Genomic DNA, 23,761 nt, shown 5'->3' with positions numbered 1-23,761 from the left:
CACCGTTATGAACGCACAATGCTACCGAGTTATCTTTAACAAAGCCCGTGGTATGCTGATGGTGGTGTCCGAATCGGTGCGCTCTCAAGGCAAAACCAGTAACCCAAGCGAAGGCGGCAGCGCTATTAGCCAAGTTGCTGGCGGCTCGCAAACAAGTACCCAAGTTAGTGCTGGGAGTCGCTATCAAGGTGGTAAGCTAATGACCCTGCGCTCGCATCTATTGCTAGCATTAGGTCTTGCCACTATCATTGGCAGCAGCGTTAGTAACAGTGCCTACGCCGACACTACGAACATTGTCGCTGATCGCAATGCGGCAGCTAACCAGCAAGCGGTGATCATTAATACCTCAAGTGGCAAAACCCAAGTCAATATTCAAACCCCAAGCGCCGCTGGAGTCTCACGTAACGTCTTTAGCAAGTTCGATGTGGGTCAAGACGGTGCTATTCTTAACAACAGCCGCACTAATGCGCAAACCCAGCTTGCTGGTTGGGTTGAGGGCAACCCCTATCTTGCTCGTGGTGAGGCTCGCGTCATCCTCAATGAGGTCAACTCAAGTGATCCGAGTCGTTTGACAGGTTTCACTGAGATCGCAGGCGGCCGCGCGGAGCTGATCATCGCCAACCCTGCCGGTATTACCTGCGCAGGTTGCGGCTTTATTAATGCGGCGCGTACCACGCTCACGACGGGTAATGCTTTGATGGATCAAGATCGTCTCACAGGCTTTGATATTAAAGAAGGTAATATCCGGGTTGATGGTGATGGCTTAGATACTAGTGGCTCCGACTATACGCAGATACTCGCCAAAACCACAGAGATTAATGCCGCGGTTTATGCCAATACCTTAGATGTCATTACTGGTAATAATAGCGTTAGCTATGAGACCGATGGCGCAGACTCAATCATTACGCCTAAAAGTTCAACGGGTAGCAATCAAGCAACAGGCGTTGCCCTTGATGTTTCAGCGCTGGGTGCAATGTATGCCGGAAAAATCCGTCTAATTGGTACTGATAAAGGTATGGGTGTGACCAATGCAGGCAGCATCATTGCCAGCTCAGGCAGTCTGCAACTCGATAGTAATGGTAACCTGATCAACTCAGGCAGCCTGATTGCCAATCAAGGCAAAGTAGATATCGCCAACAAAGGCAACAGAGTCGATAACTCAGGCACTATCGCAAGTTCCCGCGCTAGTATTGACATCGATAGTGGCGCATTAAGTAATAGCGGCGTTATCAGCAGTTATGATACTTTGACAGCGCAGCAAACGGGTAGTATCGATAACTCAGGTGAGATAGCTGCTGGTAGCTTTGATGTAAACTCTGCCGAGTTAAACAATAGCGGCAAACTGCTACAAACGGGCACAGGTGATTTGTCTATCGCGACCCAGCAACTGATTAATAAGCAAGGCGGCGTTATCGGTCGAGACCTGTATCCTGACGATACTACCAATTCGCCAACGGTAACCCCCTCTAAAACCCCACCAACCACCGCTAACAATGGTAGCAGCGTTGAAGCAAGTACCGATGGCAATACGCCGTCGTCTGAAACCCCTGAAACTTTACCTATTATCACTCAAAATGGTCGTATCAGCACTGACAGTCTGACCAATACCGGCAGCATCTATACTAATGATAATATCAATGTGTCGGCAGACAGTATTGCTAATCAAGGCAAATCCAGCTTAGCGGTCAGCAGCCTTAATATCGCTAATAATGGCAGTACGATAAATACCGACAGTCGCTTGCAACTCGATAGTATCAATTGGCAATTAGCCAATTTTGATAACAGCCGTGGTCAAATCACTGCGCTCAACGATATTGCTATTCAATCAGCCAATCAGATTATGAATACCCAAGGTCGTATCGCCGCTGTCGGTGACATTGATTTAAAGTCGCAGCACCAATTTGATAACACCAAAGGGGTTGTAGAGTCTAACGGCACGATAACGACGCAAAGCTCGGCGTTAGATAACACTCAAGGGAGACTAAGCAGTCAAGGCGGTTTAACGATTAACGCTGATGGCAATCTAATCAACACTCAAGGTCGGCTCAATAGTAATAATGACTTAACTATCAATACGGCTCGATTAAGCAATGATACGGGCAATATCAATGCCCAAGGTAATCTTGATATAGCCGCCAACACCCTAAACAACAGCGGGCAGATGTACGGTCAAGCTAATAACCAAATTACAATCAAAGACGCTCTACAAAACAGTGGCCTGATTGCCAGTCAAGCTGATACAAAAGTTAAAGCAGGTACTATCACGCAAACCGCTTCAGGTAGTCTCATTGCTGGGATGCAAACGGATGGAAGTCTACTTGAGAGCGGTAACGCCGCCTTGTCAGTGACGGCTAAAGACAAGATAGTTAGCCAAGGCAAGCAAATCGCTACTGGTGATATGGCTCTCAGCGGCAGTAGCGTGAGTCTAGATGACAGTGTCACGCAAGCGCATAATATTACCATGAGGGCTACCACGGGTAACCTCAGTAATCAAAAAGCGACGATAGTCGCCAAAGAGAATTTAACCCTTGATAGTGCTCAAGGCACTCTGAACAATCAAAGCGGTGAGATATCAGCGCATAATTTCGATGTTAAAGCCAAGAGTCTAAACAATACTGACGGTAAAATGACTCAAACGGGCAATCAAGACTTTATGCTAAGTTTAGCAGAAGGTATCGATAACACCCGAGGTCGTATTGCTAGTAACGCTAGCAATTTAACTGTAAATACTAATGTTTTGGATAACAGCAGTGGTGCTATTGTACAAACGGCGCAGGTTAGCCCTAGTCTGTCTATAACTGCAGATAGAGTGATTAATAATCAAGGTCAAGTCCTTAGCTTAGGCGATCAGACTTGGCAAGTGGCGACTGGCGTTGATAATCAAAATGGAGTGATACAAGCTCAGCGCTTCGATATTTCAGCAAATAATGTAGATAATACCGATGGCAGGCTAATCGCGGTCACAAACCAAGACGACGCTAATCAAGAGATGGTGAGTCAGCTGCGTGTCACAGGCGATATTAATAACACCAAAACTGATTCTATAGAAGCTAATAAAGCAATTATCAGTAGTAATACGGGTCGCCTAAATATTAATGCCAGTGGTTTGACTAATGAGCAAGGTCAGATATCAAGCGTCAAAGACTTAACGCTAACTACAGACAGCCTCATCAACAGCGGCAGTGTTTACAGCCAAGATAACCTAGACATCACCAATCAAGGTGAGATGAGCAATACCGGCAGCATCGCCGCACAAAGCAATACGACCATCACCACCGGCAGTCTTAATCAAAGTACTGCTGGTCAACTGATAGCAGGACTTAGCCCTGAGGGTGAGCTTAGCGGTAGCTCGAATCTAACGGTTACTAGTCGCGCCCAGCAAACCAACGCAGGTACTAATATTGCCACTGGTGATATTAGCTTAAAAAGTAGTGAGCTTGATTTGACGGGGAGTCGTAATCAAAGCCGTAATTTATCACTAACTGCTACTGCTGGTGATATTAGCTTAGATAAAGCCGTTACTAAGGTTACAGGAATGGCAAGCTTGAATACCAAAAGCAAGCTAAGTAATGATGGTGGTGTATTGCAAGCAGGTGGGTTTGATTGGCAAGTCAATAAGCTATCAAATATAGCCGGTACGATTAATCAAACAGGCAGTCAAGACTTTAGCTTAGTGACCAATGGCACTATCAATAACCAAAATGGCGTTATCGGTGGTAAAGCTGAAAGTTTGACTATCAACACTCAAGGACAGCTCAATAACAATCAAGGGTCGATAGTCCAAAGTGCTGATGTCGATACTAGTGCTAATAGTGGTGCCACCATCATTGCTGACTCTCTACTGAACCAACAAGGTAAGCTCATTAGTAATGGCAAGATGACGGCAACTATCAATAAAGACTTTGATAATACTGAGGGCGGGGTTCAAGCAGAGGCGCTACAAGTCTCTGCGGGCAAACTTACTAATTTAAATGGTCAGCTGGTCAGCCAAAGCGGCGACCTTCAGCTGGTTGCGACAGATATTACCAATCAAGGTGACAAGGCTTATATCCAAAGCGGTAATAATCTAACTATTGAAGCTAGGCAATTAAGCAATAGTGATAAAGCGACTCTGATGGCACAAGGTGCTGCAACCATCACAGCGGATGATAGCTTCAATAACGCTAGCGGCGCAGTTACAGCCAGTAATGAGTCTATGACAATCAATGGCGGTATTCTTAATAATGATGCACAGATTGCCTCAGTCAATAAAGGCGTTACGATCAATACCAGTACTATCAACAATACTGCTTTGGGACGTCTGCAAGCAGCTACTGATACGACTATCGATACAGAGCAGTCTTTGAACAATCAAGGTCTTATTGCAACGACTAAAGCCTTAAAGGTAGCTACAGGTGGCGATCTTAATAATCAGACGGGTACTTTGTCCGCAGATGCTATTGATTTGCTCAGTCAGCAAGGTATCAATAACGACGGTGGACTGATTATACAAAGCGGCACTGATGAAGTATTGTTAGTTGAAAGTAAAGGGCTGCTTAGTAATAAAAACACTAAGACTGCCGCTAATTCAGATAAGCAGCTCGGTATCATTACCAATAGCGATGTGTCTATTACTAGTAGTAGCTTAGACAATCTATCTGGACTTATCACGGCTAATAATCTAACTATAAAGAGCTTAGATGACATTAATAATAAACAAGGTCAACTGCAAGCCTCTGAGCAGCTGGCTATCAACGCAACTGGTAATGCTACCCTAAATAACCAAGACGGTCAGATTGGGGCTAATAAAGTTAATCTGATCATAGGTGATGCCAGCAGTGGTCGTATCAATAACAATGGCGCAGGTAGTCTCATTCAAGCCGCTACAGATTTAGCGTTAACTACGGGTACTTTAAATAATCAAAGTACCAAGCAATCGACAAACTCTAAAAAAAGCCAAGGTATTTTAGCCGGTAATACCCTAGCTATTCACGCCTCTGCCATTAATAACACGGGCGGACAGCTGCTAGCCAATGATAAAACCACTATCAAAGCTAGCAATCAGCTTAATAATCAGTCAGGTACGATCAATAGTCATGATGTTGTTATTAGTGATAGCAATACCGCAGGACGCCGTCTAGTCGTTACAAACAATCAAGGGCTTATTAACGCCAATAAAGATCTGAGTATCAAAGCTAAAGGATATAGCAATGCAGGCGGTACGATCAGTGCGGTGGATCAAGCTGATATCAATGTCTCTGATAGTATCTATTATGGTCAAGGCGATACCATCAATGCCGCTGATTTAAAACTGACCACACAAGGCAATTTCACTAATAGTGGTCAATTATCAGGTCAAAACGCTTTAACGATTGATGCCAATAATATCGCTAATCTAAAGGGTGCTGAGATCACCAGCAATGGCACTACTGCGCTCAATACCTCAGCTAACATTGACAATCGTGGTTTGATCAATGGTATTAATACTTATCTAGATGCAGGTAATGCAGTCAATAACTATAGTAATGGGCGTATCTATGGCGATCATGTTGCCATAGAGACAAATACTCTGAATAATACGCCTGATGTCTTTACTAAAACTGAGGTTGAGAATTGTGAGGCAGGACCTGGGTGTTTGGTTGAAAATGGTATTTATTATCGTGTCAGCTCAGAGCCTGATCCCGTTATTGCGGCTCGTCGCCGTTTAGACATCGGTGTGAACACCCTTAATAATAACCCCAATCAGGCACGTAGCGGTATCTTTAACGAGGACTTCAATGGACAAGCGCAGATTATCAGTAATGGCGAGCTGCATATCGCTGGTAGTTTAGATAGAAACCATCACGCTGTAGGTAAAGCAGAAAATATCACTAACAAAGGGGCTAGTATAGAATCCGTTGGTGATATGAGTATCAGTACTGATAAGCTTAATAATGTGAATGCAGATTTTAAGTCTATAAATACTTCTAAAGCAATAAGCGTAAAACAATTTACAGTAGATAATCAGAAATTTTATGATTCAGATGAAATAGAAATCCACAGAGGCGGACACAAGAACAAAATTCATGATTTATATATTAAGGAAACCGATACTGAACACCGTAACTATAATGAATGGAGTTATGACGAGATTTTGACCAAAAAAGAAACACTCTCTAGTGATCCAAGTCGTATTATATCTGGTCAAGGTATTGAGTTTGATTTAGATGGTTTCAATACTGATAAGAGTCAAATTATTGCTGGTAGTATGATTAATTTGCAAGGCAAAGTTGCAAGTGTTGATGCTGAATCAACGCAAGTGATACCAAAATATAGTTATGAGAAAGTTTATTTATCTAATCACTACGAAGATAATGATTGTCGAGTTAATGGCCCTTTTGGGGCATGTTGGGGTTCGTATAGAGTTACCAAAACTAATACTTATAATGCTACTCAGCCGGTAAATCCTAAAGTAACGGGAACACCTTATCAGCTTAAAATTCTTAATTCAGACAATCAAGCTATTGGGGTTTATGATACTGCAGTGACTATCACTAATAATGATATCAGCTCAAAGATCAACATAGATGATCCCAAAGCTAATGTAGTTAATCAGATAAAAAATGCCATCGACACCCTGACTCAAGACAAGTTTACAGTAACTGGACAGTCCGATAATACTTCTGTCAATGCCACAAGTCTTGAGGATGCAACTAATCTGTTATCTAAGTTTGCTAAAGCTGAAAACAATCAATTAACAGACGCTCAAAAGCAGCAGCTTCAAGCACTAATTGATGCTCAAAAAAGTGGCAACAAAGTTGATAAAGCCGCTATTGACAACCTGATTAGTAGTATCGATGACCAAATAGCGCAAACCGCTAGCGAAGAGATACGCACTACTGGCAACGCGCCAACCCTACCAAATAGTGGTCTCTACGGCATCAATCCTGATAGCAATGCTAATTATCTAATCGAGACTGATTCCGCCTTTGCCAATTATAAAAATTGGTTATCATCAGACTATATGTTAAACCGATTACAGTTTGATCCAGCTATCACCCAAAAGCGTTTGGGCGATGGCTACTACGAGCAGCAGTATATCCGTGATCAAATCATGATGCTCACGGGTCGCTATTATCTGGCTGACTACCGTAGCCTTGATGCCCAGTATAAAGGGCTGATGGATACAGGTATTACCACTGCTCAGACTCTAAACCTACGCCCCGGTATTGCCTTAACCGATGAGCAAGTGGCAAGGCTGACGACTGACATGGTCTGGCTGGTGCAGCAAGAGATTACGCTTGCTGATGGCACTAATCAAAAGGTCTTAGTCCCCAAAGTCTACACCCGACAAGCGGTCAATCAAATCGATGGTACTGGTAATCTCATCGCCGCTGACCGAATTGACATGCAACTGTCAGGTGACCTGACTAACCAAGGCAACATCGTTGGTCATAAACAGGTTAAGATTAATGCCAGCAACTTGACCAACCAAAACGGCGGCCTTATTGCAGGCGACTATGTACAAATAGACACGGTCAACGACTTAAATAACCTTGGCGGCACTCTGCAAGCCAATAATGCCATGCAGCTGGATGCCGGCGGCGACTTTAATAACGAGAGTCTGACTTATACCACCAGCGCTGCCAAAGGCGCGAGTAATGGTGCCCGTACTGGCATTGCCCAAATCGCCAGCATCTACGTGGGCGATGGTCTCAAAGGCAAAACGGATGCTGAGGGCAACCCACTAACCACCTTTATCGCCAACGTAGGCGGTAACACCACCTTCGCTGCTGGCCGTTTAAATAACCTAGGGGGTAGCAGCCTTATCGACACTCAAGGAGACGTTGCTCTTAATGCTATCAATACCAGCTACCAAACCAATAGCATTGGTGATGCTAACAACTACTTTAAGCAAGGCGAGTCCATCGATGTCGGCAGTACACTTACCGGTAACAGTGACATCATCATCCAATCAGGCAACAACATCACTGGCACCGCTATCCAAATCAGCAGCGATAGCGGCACCGTTGGCATTAAAGCTGGCAACAGCATTACCTTTACTGAGGGTCGTAACACCAAAAACCTAAGCACGGCGACCAAAACCACCAGCAAAAGCTTCTTTAGTAAAGAGACCACCCAAGATAGATTTGACAGCCAAAGTGATAACGCCATCAGCAGCAACATTGAAGGCAATCAAGTCGCTATGCAAGCGGGTAATGACATCAGCCTAACAGGTACTAACGCCATCAGTGACAAAGGCACCAGTCTTACGGCGGGCGGTAACATCGACATCCTCGCAGCACAAAACACCTCCAGTGAAAGCACCTTTAGTCAAACTAAAAAGTCAGGACTGTTCGGCGCTGACGGCGGCATGGGCTTTACCATCGGTAAGCAGCAAAGCGATGACACTAATGCTCAAAGCGCACTGACCCATACGGCAAGTAACGTTGGCGCTATCGATGGCAACGTCATCATTGACGCTGGTGGCAGCTATCAGCAGACAGGCAGCAATCTGATTGCTGGTATGGGTGATGATAGTAGCTTAGACATTAATGACGCCAACCGCGGCAATACGGTGGTACGTGCCAAAGAGATTAACATAGACAGCGTCAAAGATATCTATACCAATCAAAGCGAGAGTAAGTTTAAACAAACAGGTCTGACTGTCTCAGTCTCTAACAGCCTCATCGATAGCGCTCGTGCCATTGACGACCTAGCTGATGCGGCAGGTAACACCCAAAGTGTACGCATGAAAGGCTTGGCAAGTACAGCTGGGCTACTTAAAACCAAAGCATTGGCTAAACAAGCGAACAGTGCAGGATATGATTTACTCGATGGCGACCTCAAAGGCGTTGGCAACACGCGTATTCAAGCCACCATCGGTAGTCAGAAGTCTCAATCTAATAGCAGTAGCTACACTGAGGTCAACCAAGGCTCAAGCATCACTACTAACAACCTAGCACTGATTGCTACTGGTGCTGGGGCAGATAGCAACATCGACATCAACGGCAGTAATCTTGATGTTACTAATAACGCCCTATTCCAAGCGGACAATGACTTCAATGTCAGTGGCGTGGCACAAAATAGTCAAACGCGCAGCACTAACAAAAGCTCAAACGCGGCTATTGGCGGTTACGCGTCTACAGGTAACGGCTTTGGTATTACCGCTAATGCTGGCAAAGGTAAAGGCTATGCCAATAGCGACTCAGTGACTTATGCCAATAGCAACATCAACGTTGGTAATACCACTACCCTAGATATTGGCAATGACCTCAACCTCAAAGGCGGGATACTTAACACAGACAAGATCCAAGGCGCGATAGGCGGTGATGTCAACATCGAATCGCTACAGGACACGGCAGCCTATGACAGCAAGCAGAAGAATGCAGGCTTTACCCTTGATGTCGCTTTAGAAGGTGCAGGCTCGAGTCTTTCACTCAATGGCGGCAAAACCGACATCAACGCAGATTATAAAGCGGTAGGCGAACAATCTGGCATCTTTGCCAATGAAGCCGACCTCGTAACCGAAGGCAAAGGCAACTTCATCGGTGGCGTGTTCACCACTTCAGCGGATGCCCAAGCCAATGGTAAGAGCAACATCGTCTTTAAACAAGGCGTGACCTCACAAGACATTAACAATACCACAAGCTATGAGGGCGATGCGATCTCTGTTGGCTTAAGTGCTGGTAAGATCAAAGACAAACCACAAGCGACTATGAGTGGGCTTGGCTACGGTACTGATAGTGATAGCGATAGCAGTATCACTAAAGGCGGCGTCAGTGGTTACAATGATCCAGAGGGCATTCTTACCACTGAGAATCGTGAAACTCTTGGCGGTAAGCTTGAGAGTGTATTTGATGCCAGTCGAGTGAATGAAGAGCTTGGGGCACAGACGATAATCACTAAAGAGTTTGGTAAAGAGGCGCCAAAGGCGGTTGGGGACTTTGCTAATAATCGTATTAAAGCCATTAGAGCTGACGCCACTCTTAGTGATGCCGAGAAAAACGCAGCAATTGCCAAATGGGATGAAGGCGGTATTTACCGAGTCGCGGCACACACCGCACTTGGAGCACTAGCCACTGGCAGTGTTGAGGGTGCACTAACGACAGGCGGCGTTGCTGCCGCTGCGCCAACGCTTAATGAGGTACAAACCAAACTAGCTAAAGCACTTGTCGATAAAGGTATGAGTGCAGACATTGCCGAAGGCGCTGCAAGTGGTGTGGTTAGTCTGGCATTACTAGGTGCTGGCAGTGCAGCTGGGCTTGATACGTCGAGTACAGCAACTGGAGTGAATGTCGATGCTAACAATAGGCAGTTGCATCCGAGTGAGATTAGTCAACTCAAACAACGTGCAAAAATATTAGCCAAAGGAGATAAAGATACAGAAGAATACTGGTTAAATCTTCTGTACGGTGCAGCTTATGCTAAAGTAGATGCCCAAGGTAACAACAAGTTTAATCAATATAAACAGGGAATAAATAATGGAATTGATGCATCAAGTCAACTAGGCGCTGAACTTGGAAACGCTTACCTTGCAGACTACCAAAAAGCTGAATCTATAATCAATGAGATGTCTAACAATGCAAAAGGGTCAGTTTACTTAAAAGACAATAAAGGAAATAGACTTACTGACAATAAAGGTAATGACATTGGTTTCTTAAATGCTGATAGTAATCAGTATAATTATAATACTTTATTAACAAATACTTATCCGCCTTCACCGCCAAACGGTGGTACATCCTTACGGAGTAATGATCCAAGAAGAAATCTTGGTACTGCGTTGGACTCACAAACTAAAGCTGCTGCTAGTCAGGTGGCTAATGTAGGTTCTGGTGCTATAACACCGGTACATCCTGAGGACTATGCACTCTTAGGATATGGAGCTGCTAAAACAGTTACCAATATTGCTAAGAGTAGTGCTGTTAAGGGAGCTACTAAAAATACTCTACCGTGGGGCACGTGGTCTTCTTATCCTAAAAAATCTTTCGAAACTCCAAAGGGTCCGCAAGATTTTGCACTAATAGGAGACAGGTATTATTCAAGTCATGCAGTAGGAAGAATGCAACCTAGTAATCAAAGATATTCATCGGGAATTTCATCTGAAGAAGGACTACGCTACAATACTGGCACTAAAGGTATGGAGCCAGGAATTTTAAATTATGATGGAAGAGAAATGATCCGTGGAAGATCTATTTCACCTAATAACGTTGAAGCTGTAATTAACAACTCTAAACCAATTAAACAAAACAATGGAAACTGGAAACATACATCTGGAGATGTCGAAGTAATATTAAGTCCAGACAAAAAGAGAGTTATAACTATTATTAATTAATAAAATGGGGATGAGGTCTTGAACTATATAAAAACGAATCAAAAAAAACCACTAGATCATGAATGGGAAATACAACATAACAATTTAATCAAATATTTTGATAAAACCATTTGTGACTTTGAAATGAAAAAAATAGATTTTCATGAATTTAAAAGTATGTTAGTTGGAAGTGCTGCTGGACTAGAGAAACATATCAATTTTAAACATAGTATATATAGCCTAATTGATACATGGTTTGAGCTTTTAGAGTTTTGCTATTTAGAAGAATATTGGTTTAAATATGGACTAGAGGCTGGTTGCTTCATAATAAATGGTCTGAAAGAGTTTCCAAAAGAAGTTTTTCTTTCTGATGATTCAGATTTTGTAAGTGAACAACTATATAAATACACAACTTAATAGCTTCAAGCTTAGTCTGGGCTTCTAGCCAAGCAACCTCATCGCCTAAATGGGCGCTGACAGCGATAAAATGATGAGCGAACCTGATCGCGGCAAAGGCTATACCAATAGCGACTCAGCGCGTAGGCTGGGTGGAGCTAGCGACACCCAGCATCTTTTTAAATTAAAGGTGGTGTATCAGAAAGTATGCTGAGGAATAAAGGAGGGTGACAGCCGAAGCAAGATGATATATTTGAGGTTATGAAGACACAAATAGAAATTATCTGCCCCGACTGTCACAGTCCTAGTTTAAAGAAAAACGGTATAAAAAGCTATGGCAAGCAGAATTACCAATGTAAAGACTGTAAGCGTCAATTCATTGGCGACCATGCTTTAACCTACCAAGGCTGCCATTCTAAAATAGAAGAAAAGATACGGCTAATGACGGTTAGGGGATGTGGTGTTAGAGACATTGCCCTGATAGCCTCAGTTAGCATTGGTAAAGTCCTTAGCACCATAGACTCATCGGTCTATAAGATTACACCTAAAAAGCGCTACTATGAACGCTTAGAGGTTGATGAGTTCTGGACTTACGTGTACCGCAAGAAGCGTAAAGTCTGGCTTATTTATGCTTATGACCGTGCTACTAATGAGATTGTGGCTTATGTCTGGGGCAAACGTGACTTCTCGCTACCGGCTAGGAGGGTTATACGTAGCTTGAACCAGTTGATTGAGTACCGAGGTAAACCTGTGCAAATAAGATGCGATAATGGCCCTGAATACATCAGTCATGCGCTCAAAGATTGGGCCGATCAGCAAGGCATCACTATTAGTTATATTGAGCCTGGCAATCCACAGCAAAATGCTTATGTAGAGCGCTTTAACAGAACGATGAGATATGATTGGTTAAATCAGGAGCTGTTTGATAACCTAGAACAGGTACGCGCACAAGCAGAAAACTGGTTATACCACTATAATCATGAACGACCTAATATGGGCAATGGCGGTTTTACGCCAATACAGAAACTTAATCAGGCAGCTTAATTCTATTTATTAGGTGTCTTATGGTTGGGAGGGTTACCGAACTAATCAAATTATTACTGCTTATCCCATTCCATGAGGTGAAATATGATCTGCCCACGTTGTAATCAAGGTGAAATCTTTAAAGTTTTGATTAATAAACTACAAGCTGAAACATTTTTATGCGATGAATGTGATGCAATGTGGTTTAAGGTCATTGATATTGGAAATGCTCTTTTTGTTGATTTTGGAACATATATGATTAGTAAAGGACTAAGTCCTACTTGGAATGAAATTATTGTAGTTAATAATAGTATATAAAAAAATTATATTGTTTCTTTTATTGAGAATATCTCCACTTATATTAAGAAACTAAGATTTATATAGATAGTTTGTAGTCTAGATAGTGCATATGTCTGGAGGGTTTCCGAACTTTTAGAACGTTTACCTGAATCTTCATTTAAAAATACAAAAAGGTTATAAAAATTATTTTTTCAAATTTTAATATCAATGATGGGGTCATTTATATAAATAATGAGAAGATATATTTGCCTTTTCCAGTAGCAGAAGCTTTAGAGTATGAACAATCTGTTATTGTTAGAGTAGATCCTCCAGCTAAAGAATTATTTAATAGTAACGTATATCGTTTTACTCTTTCTGGAGATTGTTTGTGGCAGATTGAACCTAGTTCTCATGGAACACAGGAAAATAAGCCGTATGTTTCGATTCATACTTCATCTCACAATAGTTTAGTTGCTAGTAACTGGAACGGTGTCGACTATATAGTCAACATTGAGGACGGTAGCGTCGAGGTAAAATCTTTCAAAAAATAGGACACTGTCACTTTAGCGCATAGGCTGGGAGGAGCTTGCGACTCCCAACATCTTAAAATATAAAATAGCAGAGCACTGCCCAAATACAAAACTATATCTGCCCCTGCTGAGGGACGAGGCACGAAGCTAACTATTAAAGACTAATAATCCCTGCTCCGCATATTTCCAGCTCATTAAAGAACTCAAATATCGAGGCCATGCTTCTTATATTTTTGTTCTTTATCAAACCGCAATAGCAGCACTTCCCTCACCAACACCGCAAGCAACGTCGCTGCCATCGATGGCAACGTCATCATCTCGGCTGGTGGCAAATACCTGCAAACTGGCAGCAATCTGATTGCTGGAATGGGCAATGACAGTAGCTTAGACAGTAATGACGCTAACCGTGGCAATACTGTGGTACGTGCCAAAAAGATTAACATCGATAATGCCCTAAATGTCTACACTAACCAAAGCGAGAGTAAGTTCAAGCAAAGCGGTCTGACCGTCTCTGTTTCCAACAGCTTAATTGACAGTGCCAAAGATATCGATAGTTTGGTTGATGCTGGTGGTAATACTGATAGCGTACGCATGAAAGGAATGGCCGCAGTAGCAGGCGCTCTTAAGACCAGATCACTAGCTAAAGAGGCTGCTAGTGCTGCAAAAGGTCTAGCTAGCGGTGTCAATGCAGGTAGCCTGAAAGGTTTAGGCAACACCCGAATACAAGCCACCATCGGCTCGCAAAAGAGCCAATCTAATAGCAGTAGCTACACTGAGGTCAACCAAGGCTCAAATATTAATACTAACAACCTAGCGCTTATCGCAACCGGCGCTGGCAAAGATAGTAATATCAATATTAATGGCAGTAACATTAATGTCACCAATAATGCCCTATTCCAAGCGGACAATGATTTCAACGTCAGTGGTGTGGCACAAAACAGTAATACCCGCAGCACGAACTCAAGCTCAAGTGCCGCTATTGGAGGTTATGCTTCAACAGGTAGTGGTGTCGGCATTACTGCCAGTGCTAGCCGTGGCAAAGGCTATGCCAACAGCGACTCAGTGACTTATGCCAACAGCAACATCAACGTGGGTGCTACCACTACCCTAGACATTGGTAATGACCTCAACCTCAAAGGTGGCGTCATTAACACGGGTAGTGCCCAAGGATCTATCGGTGGTAACGTTAACATCGAGTCCTTACAAGACACGGCCACTTATGACAGCAATCAAAAGAACGCAGGCTTTACCCTTGATGTCGCTTTAGAAGGTGTAGGCTCAAGTCTATCACTCAATGGTGGTAAGACTGATATCAATGCGGATTATAAAGCGGTTGGTGAACAGTCTGGAATATTCACAGGAGATGGTGGCTTTGATCTCACCACTGAGGGTAAAACCACGCTGATTGGCGGGGCGATTATCACGACTGATGCTGCCCTCCAAGCTGGACGTAATAACTACGTCAGCAAAGGCGGTATAGTCACTCAAGACATTGAGAACACGACCAGTTATAAAGGCGATGCCATCTCTATTGGTTTAAGTGCTGGTAAAGAGAGAAAACCTAGCATGAGTGGGCTTGGCTATGGCAGCGATAGCGATAGTGATAGCAGTACAACCAAAGCGGGCATCACCGGCATTGCAGGCAACAGCGGTATTACAACGGACAACCGTGCTGAGTATGCAGGTGCGCTTGAGAATGTGTTCGACGAAACAAGAGTTAATGAGGAGCTGGGGGCGCAGGTTGAGATTACTCAAGCTTTCGACCAAGAGCGGCGTAAGATTAAAAATGAAATCGAAGAGAAAAAGCAAAAGCTATTAGAAACAGCAGCAGAACAAGACAAACTAGGTAATATTACTGCTCGTGATAACCTAGTTAATCAAGCTGATAAGCTTCAAACACAAGGACTAATATTTGACGCCATATCTGGTGCTTTATATGGACCAAACAGCAATGGAACAATAGGCTATGCTGCCAAAGCGGCAAGTCCCTTTATAGCCAGTCAAATTGGAGATTATTTCAAAAATAATAGAGCAGATAACAGAGATGACAACGGCAATAGATTAGAACCAGGTAGTGCCGCTCATATCTTAGCGCATGGCATTCTAGGTGCTGCTGTTAGTTATGCTACTGGTAATGATGTATTCACAGGAGGATTATCTGCTAGTGCCGGAGAAGCGACTGCGCCTCTTATCTCTCAATTTTTATACCAAACCAAAGATACTGATAAATTAACCGCTGAACAAAAAGATACGATTAGAGGTATTGTCAGTCTTACAGGCGTTGTTATTGGCTCGACTACAGGTAGTGTGACTGATTCAGTAAACGCGGGTGAAACAGCTTTAGTCGCAGTTGAGGATAACTATTGGAACAAGGATCCAAATCATGGTTCAAATAGTACGCAAGTAGTACCTGACTGGATGCTACCTCATATGCCAGTCTTTGGAAAAAATGCTAAGGGTCAAACTATTATTTGTATTCCAACTAGTAGTCATAGCTGTGGCGCAAGTAGCAACTTCAGGGTTGCTACTGACCAAGAGATGGTGAATTCTGTTAAAGCAGGTGCAGTGATGATCGTTGGATCAGCTGTAGGTGGAAAAGGGGCTGAATACACTTTAAAAATAGGCGGAAAAATTGTTAACAAGTATAAAACCCTAAAACAAGCACAGAAAGCAGCAGAAGATAGCGTGCAGAAAGCAAGAGTCACAAATAACAATCAGATAGATGATGATTTGGGTAATAAGCCGAGTGGCAAGAGAGAGATAGCTAAGGGATTGAACGGCAAAGATTTTGAGGATTGGTTACATTCTAGTTATGGGGGTAGCAAAAGTTTTTCAAAAGGTGGAAGAGAATTTGACGGAGCTTTTGGAAATAGATGGTATGAGGCAAAATCTGGTAACTATTGGAGAGATGTTACTTCTAAATCACGAGGTCTAGAAAAGTTCAAATCGGATATGGGAGCTAGGAAAAGAATCGCAAATGAAAACGGCGGTACTTATGAACTACACTCTAATACACCGATTCCAAAAGATATAAAAGATTGGTTAAATAAGAAAGGAATTTCATCTTATGAACATCAATAAAATTTCGAGTAATTATAAGTAAGGATTTTTTATGTCAGTTTCAGCTAGCATAGATATTAGTTTATCTGAGGAAAATATTGATCCAGTAACTGTATTTAGATATCTGTTAAATCATGGTTGGAGAATCGAGGATAATGGAAATAAAGTTTTTCTGCCTCTGCATGATGACGATATGTTTGATTGGCAATCAAGTACTGATATTGAAGATTGTGAAATTTTTAATATATTGATTAGAAAAAACAACTTTAAAGAAACATTGGGGGTTTCATTATCATGGCTAGATACCAATGTAGGCGGTGAGTTTTTAATAGATCAAGATTTAATGATTAGCATATCTCTGAGCAACAATAGGCAGATAAATAGCTATGGCATGACTGATTTTGATTGGTACTTATCTAAAATAATTCCTGTTTTTAAAAAAGAGAAAATTAATATTGAATCAATAGATTTTTCTCAATTTAGCTAAGCGCGTAGGCTGGGTGGAGCTAGCGACACCCAGCATCTTTTTAAATTAAATATTAAATTATCGTTTCATTCAAATATCAAGTTGTATCTGTTTTTGCCGAGGGACGAGGCACAAACCTAACCATTAAAAATAGATAACCCATGCCCCGCATATTTCACGACTCTTAAAGAACCTAAGTCTATAGGTCATGTTTCTTATGTTTTTGTTCTTTGTTAAACCGCACTCACCAATACTGCCAGTAACGTCGCTGCCATCGACGGCAACGTCATCATTGACGCTGGTGGCAGCTACCAACAAACCGGTAGTAATATCATCGCAGGAATGGGAGAAGACACCGACAAAGCTATCAGCGACCCCAACCGTGGCAACGCCATCATTCGCGCCCAAGATATCAACATCGATAACGCCCTGGACATCGAAACCAACCAAAGCGAGCAAAAGTCTAAAACAAGCGGTCTTACCGTCTCTGTCTCTAACAGTTTGATTGACAGTGCCAAAGCCATCGATAATTTAGTTGATGCTGGCGGTAATACTGATAGCACCCGCATGAAAGGTATGGCAGCAGTCAGTGGTTTACTAAAAGCCCGCGCTATAACCAAGCAAACAGGCGATGCCATTAGTGGAGTATCAACGCTTGGCAACACCCGCATCCAAGCCACCATCGGCTCGCAAAAGAGTCAATCGAACAGCTCAAGCTACACCGAGGTCAACCAAGGCTCAAATATTAATACTAACAACCTAGCGCTTATCGCTACAGGCGCTGGCAAAGATAGTAATATCAATATTAATGGCAGTAACATTAATGTCAACAATAATGCCCTTTTCCAAGCCGACAACGACTTCAACGTCAGTGGCGTCGCACAAAACAGTAATACCCGTAGCACCAATTCAAGCTCAAGCGCCGCTATTGGCGGTTACGCCAGCTTTGGCGGACAAGGCCCAAGCGGCGGCATCACGGCTAATGCCAGCAAAGGTAAAGGCTATGCTAATAGCGACTCAGTGACCTATGCCAATAGCCAAATTAACGTTGGCGGTACCAGTACCTTTGATATTGGCAACGACGTCAACATCAAAGGCGGCGTTATTGATACGAATAAAGCCCAAGGCACCATAGGCGGTAACGTCAATATCGAATCCTTACAAGATACTGCCGTCTATGACAGCAATCAAAAGAACGTAGGCTTTACCCTTGACGTTGATCTAGTCAATAATGGCGCAGGATCTAGTCTATCTCTTAATGGCGGTAAGACCAATATCAACGCGGACTATAAAGCCGTTGGTCAGCAGTCAGGCATCTTTACAGGGGATGGTGGCTTTGATCTAGAAGTTGAGGGTAAGACCAACCTTATTGGTGGAGCGATTACCACCACTGACAAAGCATTAGAATTAGGTCTAAACAAATATGTTAGCAAAGGCGGCATTGTCACCCAAGATATTGAGAACAGCAGTAGCTATGAAGGTGATGCCATCTCTGTTGGCGTCAGTCTGGGCAACACCACAGGCAAGCCACAAGCTACGATGAATGGTTTAGGCTATGGCACAGATGGAGATAGTGATAGCAGTATTACTAAAGCGGGTATCACAGGTATTGCAGGTAACAGTGGTATTACAACGGACAACCGCGAAGAGTACGCGGGTGCGCTTGTAAACGCCTTTGATGAGATACGAGTTAGTGAGGAGGTTGGGGCTCAGACGCAGATTACCCGAGAGTTTGGTAAGGAAGCGCCAAAGGCGGTTGGGGACTTTGCAGCTAGCAGACAACTAGACCTTATTGAACAAGGTAGAATAGACGAAGCGGATAAATGGGCAGAAGGCGGGGCTTATCGGGTTGGTTTGCATACGCTAGTTGGTGCTATTGCTACGGGTAGTGTTGACGGTGCATTAGCTAGTGGTACTACAGCAGTTTCTATTCCTGCGGTAGGTCGTTACTTAGATGAGCAAGGCGTTGATGAAACGACGAAAAACGCTTTACTTTTAGGATTGTCGGCGGGCATTGGTAGCGCCGTTGGTGGTGATACCGCAGGTGCAGCGAGTAGTGTAAATCAGACTCAGAATAATTATTTGAATCATATACAATTGCAGAATTGGGTAGACGGTTTAAAAGCCTGTAATGGCAACTCAACCTGCGTGACACGAGTCAACGATATCTATCAAAAGTTAGATAAGGATCAGCAAAATAGACTTAACAATGTTTGTAATGATAATTTCAATCTTGCACAATGTAAGGCTGAGATCATCAACTATAATAGTGCTTATCCTAGTGCCAATGTCGCCGAGCCTTTATATAAGCAAATAAACAAATTAGGTGGCGGTTCTAATACGTCTTTCAATACTAGGAATAATAACGGTTATGCTATACAAGCTCGAGACCGTGGTATTTCAAATATAGCTAGAGCAGAGGGAAAAACAGCTCAAGCGATAGCAGGAGAGATTTGGTATGTATCATCTTATGGAGGCGGCAGAGGTGGTTCAGCAGTTTCGGCTAAGGCTCCTGCAACTAAAGTAACTACAAACAGTAAAAATAATTCTTTTCCTAACACTACGAATGCTACGAATATTAATGCTCAAGCTGCGTTAAAAGCAAAACTTTCAGCTCTTCAAACAGCTCAAAATACGGCAATTAAAACTAAAGTATTACCTGATGGACGTGTTAGATATTACGCACAAGAGAAACTTGCAAGTAAACCAGGATCTACTAGAGGAGCATCTTTTGTCACTGAGCATAATCCTAAAACAGGCTTTGTTAGGCAGTGGATGGAAAGCTATAACCATAAAGGTGAAGTTATTAGAGTGAATCCGAAATCGATTAATGGACAACAAGTTACTGGGCAACATTATCCACCCACAGGTAAGGAGCTAGGTCGTTGAGTTAATTGCATTTATAAAGACGAAGTCTGAGGTGAAAGTATGAATGAACTTATCAAAATTGAATTATTAGAATTAAAAAGACAGATATTGACTGATTATCAGCCTACTAAGATATCAACACAAGCTATGAAGGTTTTACTCGATTATTCTAGTGAGATACCTTATGATCTTCATAGTGATTTACATAGCTTAATAGCAATGGACATGGGAGATGAGTTTGTATTACCGAAAGAAGAATGTCTTGAAATTATCGACAAACTAATCGCTTAATAGTCATAAGGAAAAGCTTACCTAATACATTTAGTGATTTTGTCATAATAATTATTACTAATCAAAAGGGGAGCTGATTAATACTTTCCCTGGTACTTTATAGAGGGAATAAGTTATGCAGTTTTTCAGTGTATATAGAAAGATATCTCCAAATGATTTAGGTTTAGCAGAAAAACATAAAAGGGTTATATATCGCTCTGAACACCTTAGAAACAGTAGTTTCTTAGAGAGAGAAAATGATGAGGATAAGTTTAAGATATTAAGATATGTGGATGACTGCGATCCTTCTATTTTGATGAAAATTTCAGAAATATTGGAATTAATTGAAGATTTAGAAATAGTAATAGTTGAAGCTAAACATGATATTGAAATATCAAATCATTTAAAAGAAATCATTTTCATGTGTAAATTATGTATTTGGAATACAAATGATTTTTATTTAGAAATATCTCCTTGGGGTGTCAATACTGATTCGTATCCAAAAGACTTACCTGAGGAATATAAGTTTAATATATCTTGTTTATAATTAAGATATTTTTTTACTTAAAAGCCTTATTATTTCTATTATTGAGTTTTACAATAAATAATTATGAAGAATGAAAATTTGAATGTAGAAAACATTAAAATAATGCTAAAAAAACAGATGGAACGTGACGATTTTTGCGATGACGTTGCTTTGTTTTGGCAAGGCTATTTATTCGCCTTACTTGAGTTTAGTATAATTGAGGGTGATAGTGAGCTGTATACTCTTTTACCGCAAGTTGGAGATAAAGAGTGTTATGACTTTCTATTAGGGGAACCCTCAGATATAGAACCTGATTAGCTAATTATTTCAATTTTAAGGAGGTTTTATGGCATTTAAGTATAGTAAAAAAGATTTTCAAGAAGAAATTCCTGAATATTTAGAACTCAGCAACAACCCTCGTCAAGGTTCAATACTTTGGCAAGGCTATTTATTTGGATTGGTAGCAGGCGGCATGCTTAGTATAAACGATTATGAGGATATTCTATCTACTCTGCCAACTACTGTAACAACATCAATGAATTACAATAATGATTAATTGATTTTTAGCCTATAACTTTATAAATTAATCTCGATTTAACTAAAAGCTATGATTTTAAACGAATCGTAGCTTTTTTCATTTATTTACGCTAACAGCCAAATCAACGTCGGCGGCACTACTACCTTTGACATTGGTAACGACGTCAACATCAAAGGCGGTGTTATAAACACTAATAAAGCGCAGGGCGTGATCGGCGGTAACGTCAACATCGAATCGCTACAGGATACGGCAACTTATGACAGCAAGCAAAAGAACATGGGCTTTACAGCAGACATTGACTTAAAGGGTGGTGCAGGATCCAGTCTATCCTTGAATGGTGGCAAGACAGATATCGATGCGGACTACAAAGCCGTAGGCGCGCAATCAGGCATCTTTGCCAATGAAGCCGACCTCGTTACTGAAGGCAAAGGCAACTTCATCGGTGGCGTGTTCACCACTTCAGCGGATGCCCAAGCCAATGGTAAGAGTAACATCGTCTTTAAACAAGGCGTTACTTCAGAAGATATCAAGAACTCTACGACCTATGATGGAGATGCGATCCAAGTTGGCGTCAGTCTTGGTATGACTGAGAACAAACCTCAGGCTAATAGTAACGGCTTAGGTTATGGCACCGATGGCGATAGTGATAGCAGTGTCACCAAAGCGGGTATTACTGGCATTACGGGTAATAGGGATATCACGACTGACAATCATGAAGAATATGCTGGAGTACTGGATAATGTGTTTAATGCGACACGAGTGAATAAAGAGCTTGGGGCGCAGTCACAAATTACCAAAGAGTTCGGTAAAAAGCGTCTTGAAGAACCTGAGTATTATTGTATTCTCTTACAATATTGAACCTCTAAAAATATAGAAAAGGGTAGTTTATTAGGCCATTTTGATAGAAATAGCGGTAGGGTAGAGGTCAAAAACACTGCAAAGTGGCAGTGCCCAAATACGAGTTAAATATTGATGTATATTAATGTGCTAGTAATCTGCAGTTATGGAAACAAGGCTCTAAGCCCGTCAGTACAAGGTATGTAAGAATACGGCATTTAAGACCATTTGAGACTTATTGCTAGACCTATCTTGACATGATTGAGGTCATAACTATCTGATTTTATTGTGATTTTTTAAGCGGTCTAAAAAAAGGGTTTTTTGCTCGTTTTAATAACCTAAGTTGAGTTTAAAATAAGCTATCTAATTCAAATTAAATTCAGACCTAATCTTCTTTGTTAATAAAAGCAAAAAGAGAGGCAAGCAGATCCTGTTTATTCATGTTTTCTCCTATAAAGACCATATCTCCAGATCTCGCTTCGCTGCTCTCACGAGCTAGAATTTCAGGCTGCTGCATGACTTTACGTACCGATTGTAGCAACAGTGCACCTTCATCAGTGTGCAAAACGCCTTTAACACGCAGGATTTTATCCCCTCGAGCGTGCAGCAATGCCGATAGCCAAACGGTAAACTCAATCCAATTTATATTCTCAGGCATCGGTAGGGTGACCACAGTAGTGGGCGCTCTGGTATCAGCGAGAGTAGATTGGTAAGTTTCAGTGGGCGTAGGCAAAGCAGGTAAGGGGCTTTCGACACCGAATGTCGATAAAGAGATAGGAGCGGCTGGATTAATGTGCTCGATGGTAGAGACCAGATTTGATAAGGCAGGTAGGGAGATATCCTCTGATTTTGCGATGACTATTCGATCCGCAGATAGCAGTTGTTGACGGCATAACGCATCAGTTTTTAGCGCCTCCTCAAAGTGGAGGGCATCAGCCATGATGATAGTTTGTTTTAAGGCAAAATGATAAATCAGAATCGGATGTACTCTGATAGCCACGATAATCTCAGCAGGATCAGCTAAGCCGCTGGTTTCTATAATCAGGGTGTCTGGTTGAGGGCCGGATGATGCACTGGTACGAGATTCGGCAACCTCAAGTAAGGCAGCGATCAGCTCCTCTTTACCTTTTGGCGTGCCCGCTGTGCCAGTCAGTACAGTGACGCTCAGCGCTTGCTCTAGCAGTAAGTCGTCGACGGGCTGCTGAGCCGCTTCTTGAGTAAAGACTTGAGCATGACCAAACGCTTGAGTAAAGAGTGCATGCCGTAGCCATGTGGTTTTACCGGAACCCAGATAGCCGCTCAATAGAACGATATCGAGCCGATGGTCTTGTGAGGTTGACATCAGCTGGTCAGGGTTATGGTTAATGGCGCGGCCAATGGGTCTATAGCGAACCCTTGACGGCGTTCGACCTCTGTCCAAAGCTCCGATAAATTATCAACTAAAACTCTAGCACCTCCTGGGCAAATGAGCTGCATTTGCGGAATAACACCATCGGCATAAACTGAAAAGCCGTAAGGGTGCAGCACGCGTTTTAATACTGAGATGCGCTGAAATACCGCCCTTAGGCGTATGCCGCCAGTTTGCGCGCCTGCTTCTGTCCAGTGCCCGGGGGCGGCTGGGTTGCCACATGCGTTACACATTTATATTCTCCTTAACATTAGCCTTGCTGACCTTGTTGAGAAAGTTAACAACGTC

Annotated in this window: 14 protein-coding genes and 1 pseudogene; 13 read left to right on the top strand and 2 right to left on the bottom strand. The window is 42.4% G+C overall.

Annotated features, from left to right (window positions below; genetic code table 11):
* Positions 1-7: 7 nt before the first annotated feature.
* From JMX18_RS06755 to JMX18_RS06700, 13 genes and pseudogenes are all read left to right on the top strand, one after another.
* Complete coding sequence (locus JMX18_RS06755) at positions 8-11,293, top strand: two-partner secretion domain-containing protein (RefSeq protein ID WP_201586117.1); 11,286 nt, start codon at positions 8-10, stop codon at positions 11,291-11,293.
* Positions 11,294-11,311: 18 nt separating this feature from the next.
* Positions 11,312-11,689, top strand: coding sequence for a hypothetical protein (locus tag JMX18_RS13200; protein ID WP_227674585.1), 378 nt, complete (start codon positions 11,312-11,314; stop codon positions 11,687-11,689).
* A gap of 240 nt (positions 11,690-11,929) precedes the next feature.
* A pseudogene (locus tag JMX18_RS13330) lies at positions 11,930-12,007 on the top strand (IS1 family transposase); the annotation flags it as partial.
* Positions 11,993-12,712 (top strand): IS1 family transposase, encoded by a 720-nt coding sequence (locus JMX18_RS06745; protein ID WP_455237854.1) that lies wholly within the window; start codon positions 11,993-11,995, stop codon positions 12,710-12,712. The pseudogene JMX18_RS13330 and the gene JMX18_RS06745, both read left to right, overlap by 15 nt.
* An 84-nt stretch (positions 12,713-12,796) precedes the next feature.
* Positions 12,797-13,009, top strand: coding sequence for a hypothetical protein (locus JMX18_RS06740; RefSeq protein WP_201586091.1), 213 nt, complete (start codon positions 12,797-12,799; stop codon positions 13,007-13,009).
* An 857-nt stretch (positions 13,010-13,866) separates the two neighbouring features.
* The gene (locus tag JMX18_RS06735) at positions 13,867-16,581 is read left to right on the top strand and encodes a hemagglutinin repeat-containing protein (RefSeq protein WP_201586089.1); all 2,715 of its coding nucleotides are present in this window, start codon (positions 13,867-13,869) and stop codon (positions 16,579-16,581) included.
* Between the two features lie 31 nt (positions 16,582-16,612).
* Complete coding sequence (locus tag JMX18_RS06730) at positions 16,613-17,047, top strand: hypothetical protein (protein ID WP_201586081.1); 435 nt, start codon at positions 16,613-16,615, stop codon at positions 17,045-17,047.
* 321 nt (positions 17,048-17,368) lie between these two features.
* On the top strand, positions 17,369-19,915 hold the full coding sequence (locus JMX18_RS06725; protein ID WP_201586079.1) for a hemagglutinin repeat-containing protein: 2,547 nt from the start codon (positions 17,369-17,371) through the stop codon (positions 19,913-19,915).
* A 39-nt stretch (positions 19,916-19,954) separates the two neighbouring features.
* Positions 19,955-20,185 carry a hypothetical protein gene (locus JMX18_RS06720; protein WP_201586077.1) on the top strand — a complete coding sequence of 77 codons (231 nt, stop codon included), beginning with the start codon at positions 19,955-19,957 and terminating at the stop codon, positions 20,183-20,185.
* Positions 20,186-20,300: 115 nt separating this feature from the next.
* Positions 20,301-20,711, top strand: coding sequence for a hypothetical protein (locus tag JMX18_RS06715; protein ID WP_201586075.1), 411 nt, complete (start codon positions 20,301-20,303; stop codon positions 20,709-20,711).
* Between the two features lie 63 nt (positions 20,712-20,774).
* Positions 20,775-21,008: a hypothetical protein gene (locus tag JMX18_RS06710; protein ID WP_201586073.1), complete on the top strand. Its 234-nt coding sequence runs from the start codon at positions 20,775-20,777 to the stop codon at positions 21,006-21,008.
* A 28-nt stretch (positions 21,009-21,036) separates the two neighbouring features.
* Positions 21,037-21,246 carry a hypothetical protein gene (locus JMX18_RS06705; protein ID WP_201586071.1) on the top strand — a complete coding sequence of 70 codons (210 nt, stop codon included), beginning with the start codon at positions 21,037-21,039 and terminating at the stop codon, positions 21,244-21,246.
* 84 nt (positions 21,247-21,330) lie between these two features.
* Entirely contained in the window at positions 21,331-22,086 is a 756-nt protein-coding gene (locus JMX18_RS06700) for a hemagglutinin repeat-containing protein (RefSeq protein WP_201588257.1), read from the top strand.
* 364 nt (positions 22,087-22,450) lie between these two features.
* Here the strand turns inward: JMX18_RS06700 and JMX18_RS06695 are convergent, their stop codons facing one another.
* Together JMX18_RS06695 and JMX18_RS06690 are read right to left on the bottom strand one after the other, a co-directional pair.
* Positions 22,451-23,407, bottom strand: coding sequence for a CobW family GTP-binding protein (locus tag JMX18_RS06695; protein ID WP_201586069.1), 957 nt, complete (start codon positions 23,405-23,407; stop codon positions 22,451-22,453).
* Positions 23,407-23,706 carry a hypothetical protein gene (locus JMX18_RS06690; RefSeq protein ID WP_201586061.1) on the bottom strand — a complete coding sequence of 100 codons (300 nt, stop codon included), beginning with the start codon at positions 23,704-23,706 and terminating at the stop codon, positions 23,407-23,409. The genes JMX18_RS06695 and JMX18_RS06690 overlap by 1 nt, the downstream gene beginning before the upstream one ends.
* Between the last annotated feature and the right edge of the window lie 55 nt (positions 23,707-23,761).

Source organism: Psychrobacter jeotgali, from assembly GCF_904846315.1.
GTDB lineage: Bacteria > Pseudomonadota > Gammaproteobacteria > Pseudomonadales > Moraxellaceae > Psychrobacter > Psychrobacter jeotgali.
Note: the sequence above shows the minus strand (reverse complement) of the source record. Positions and strands in the feature narration are given on the sequence as shown.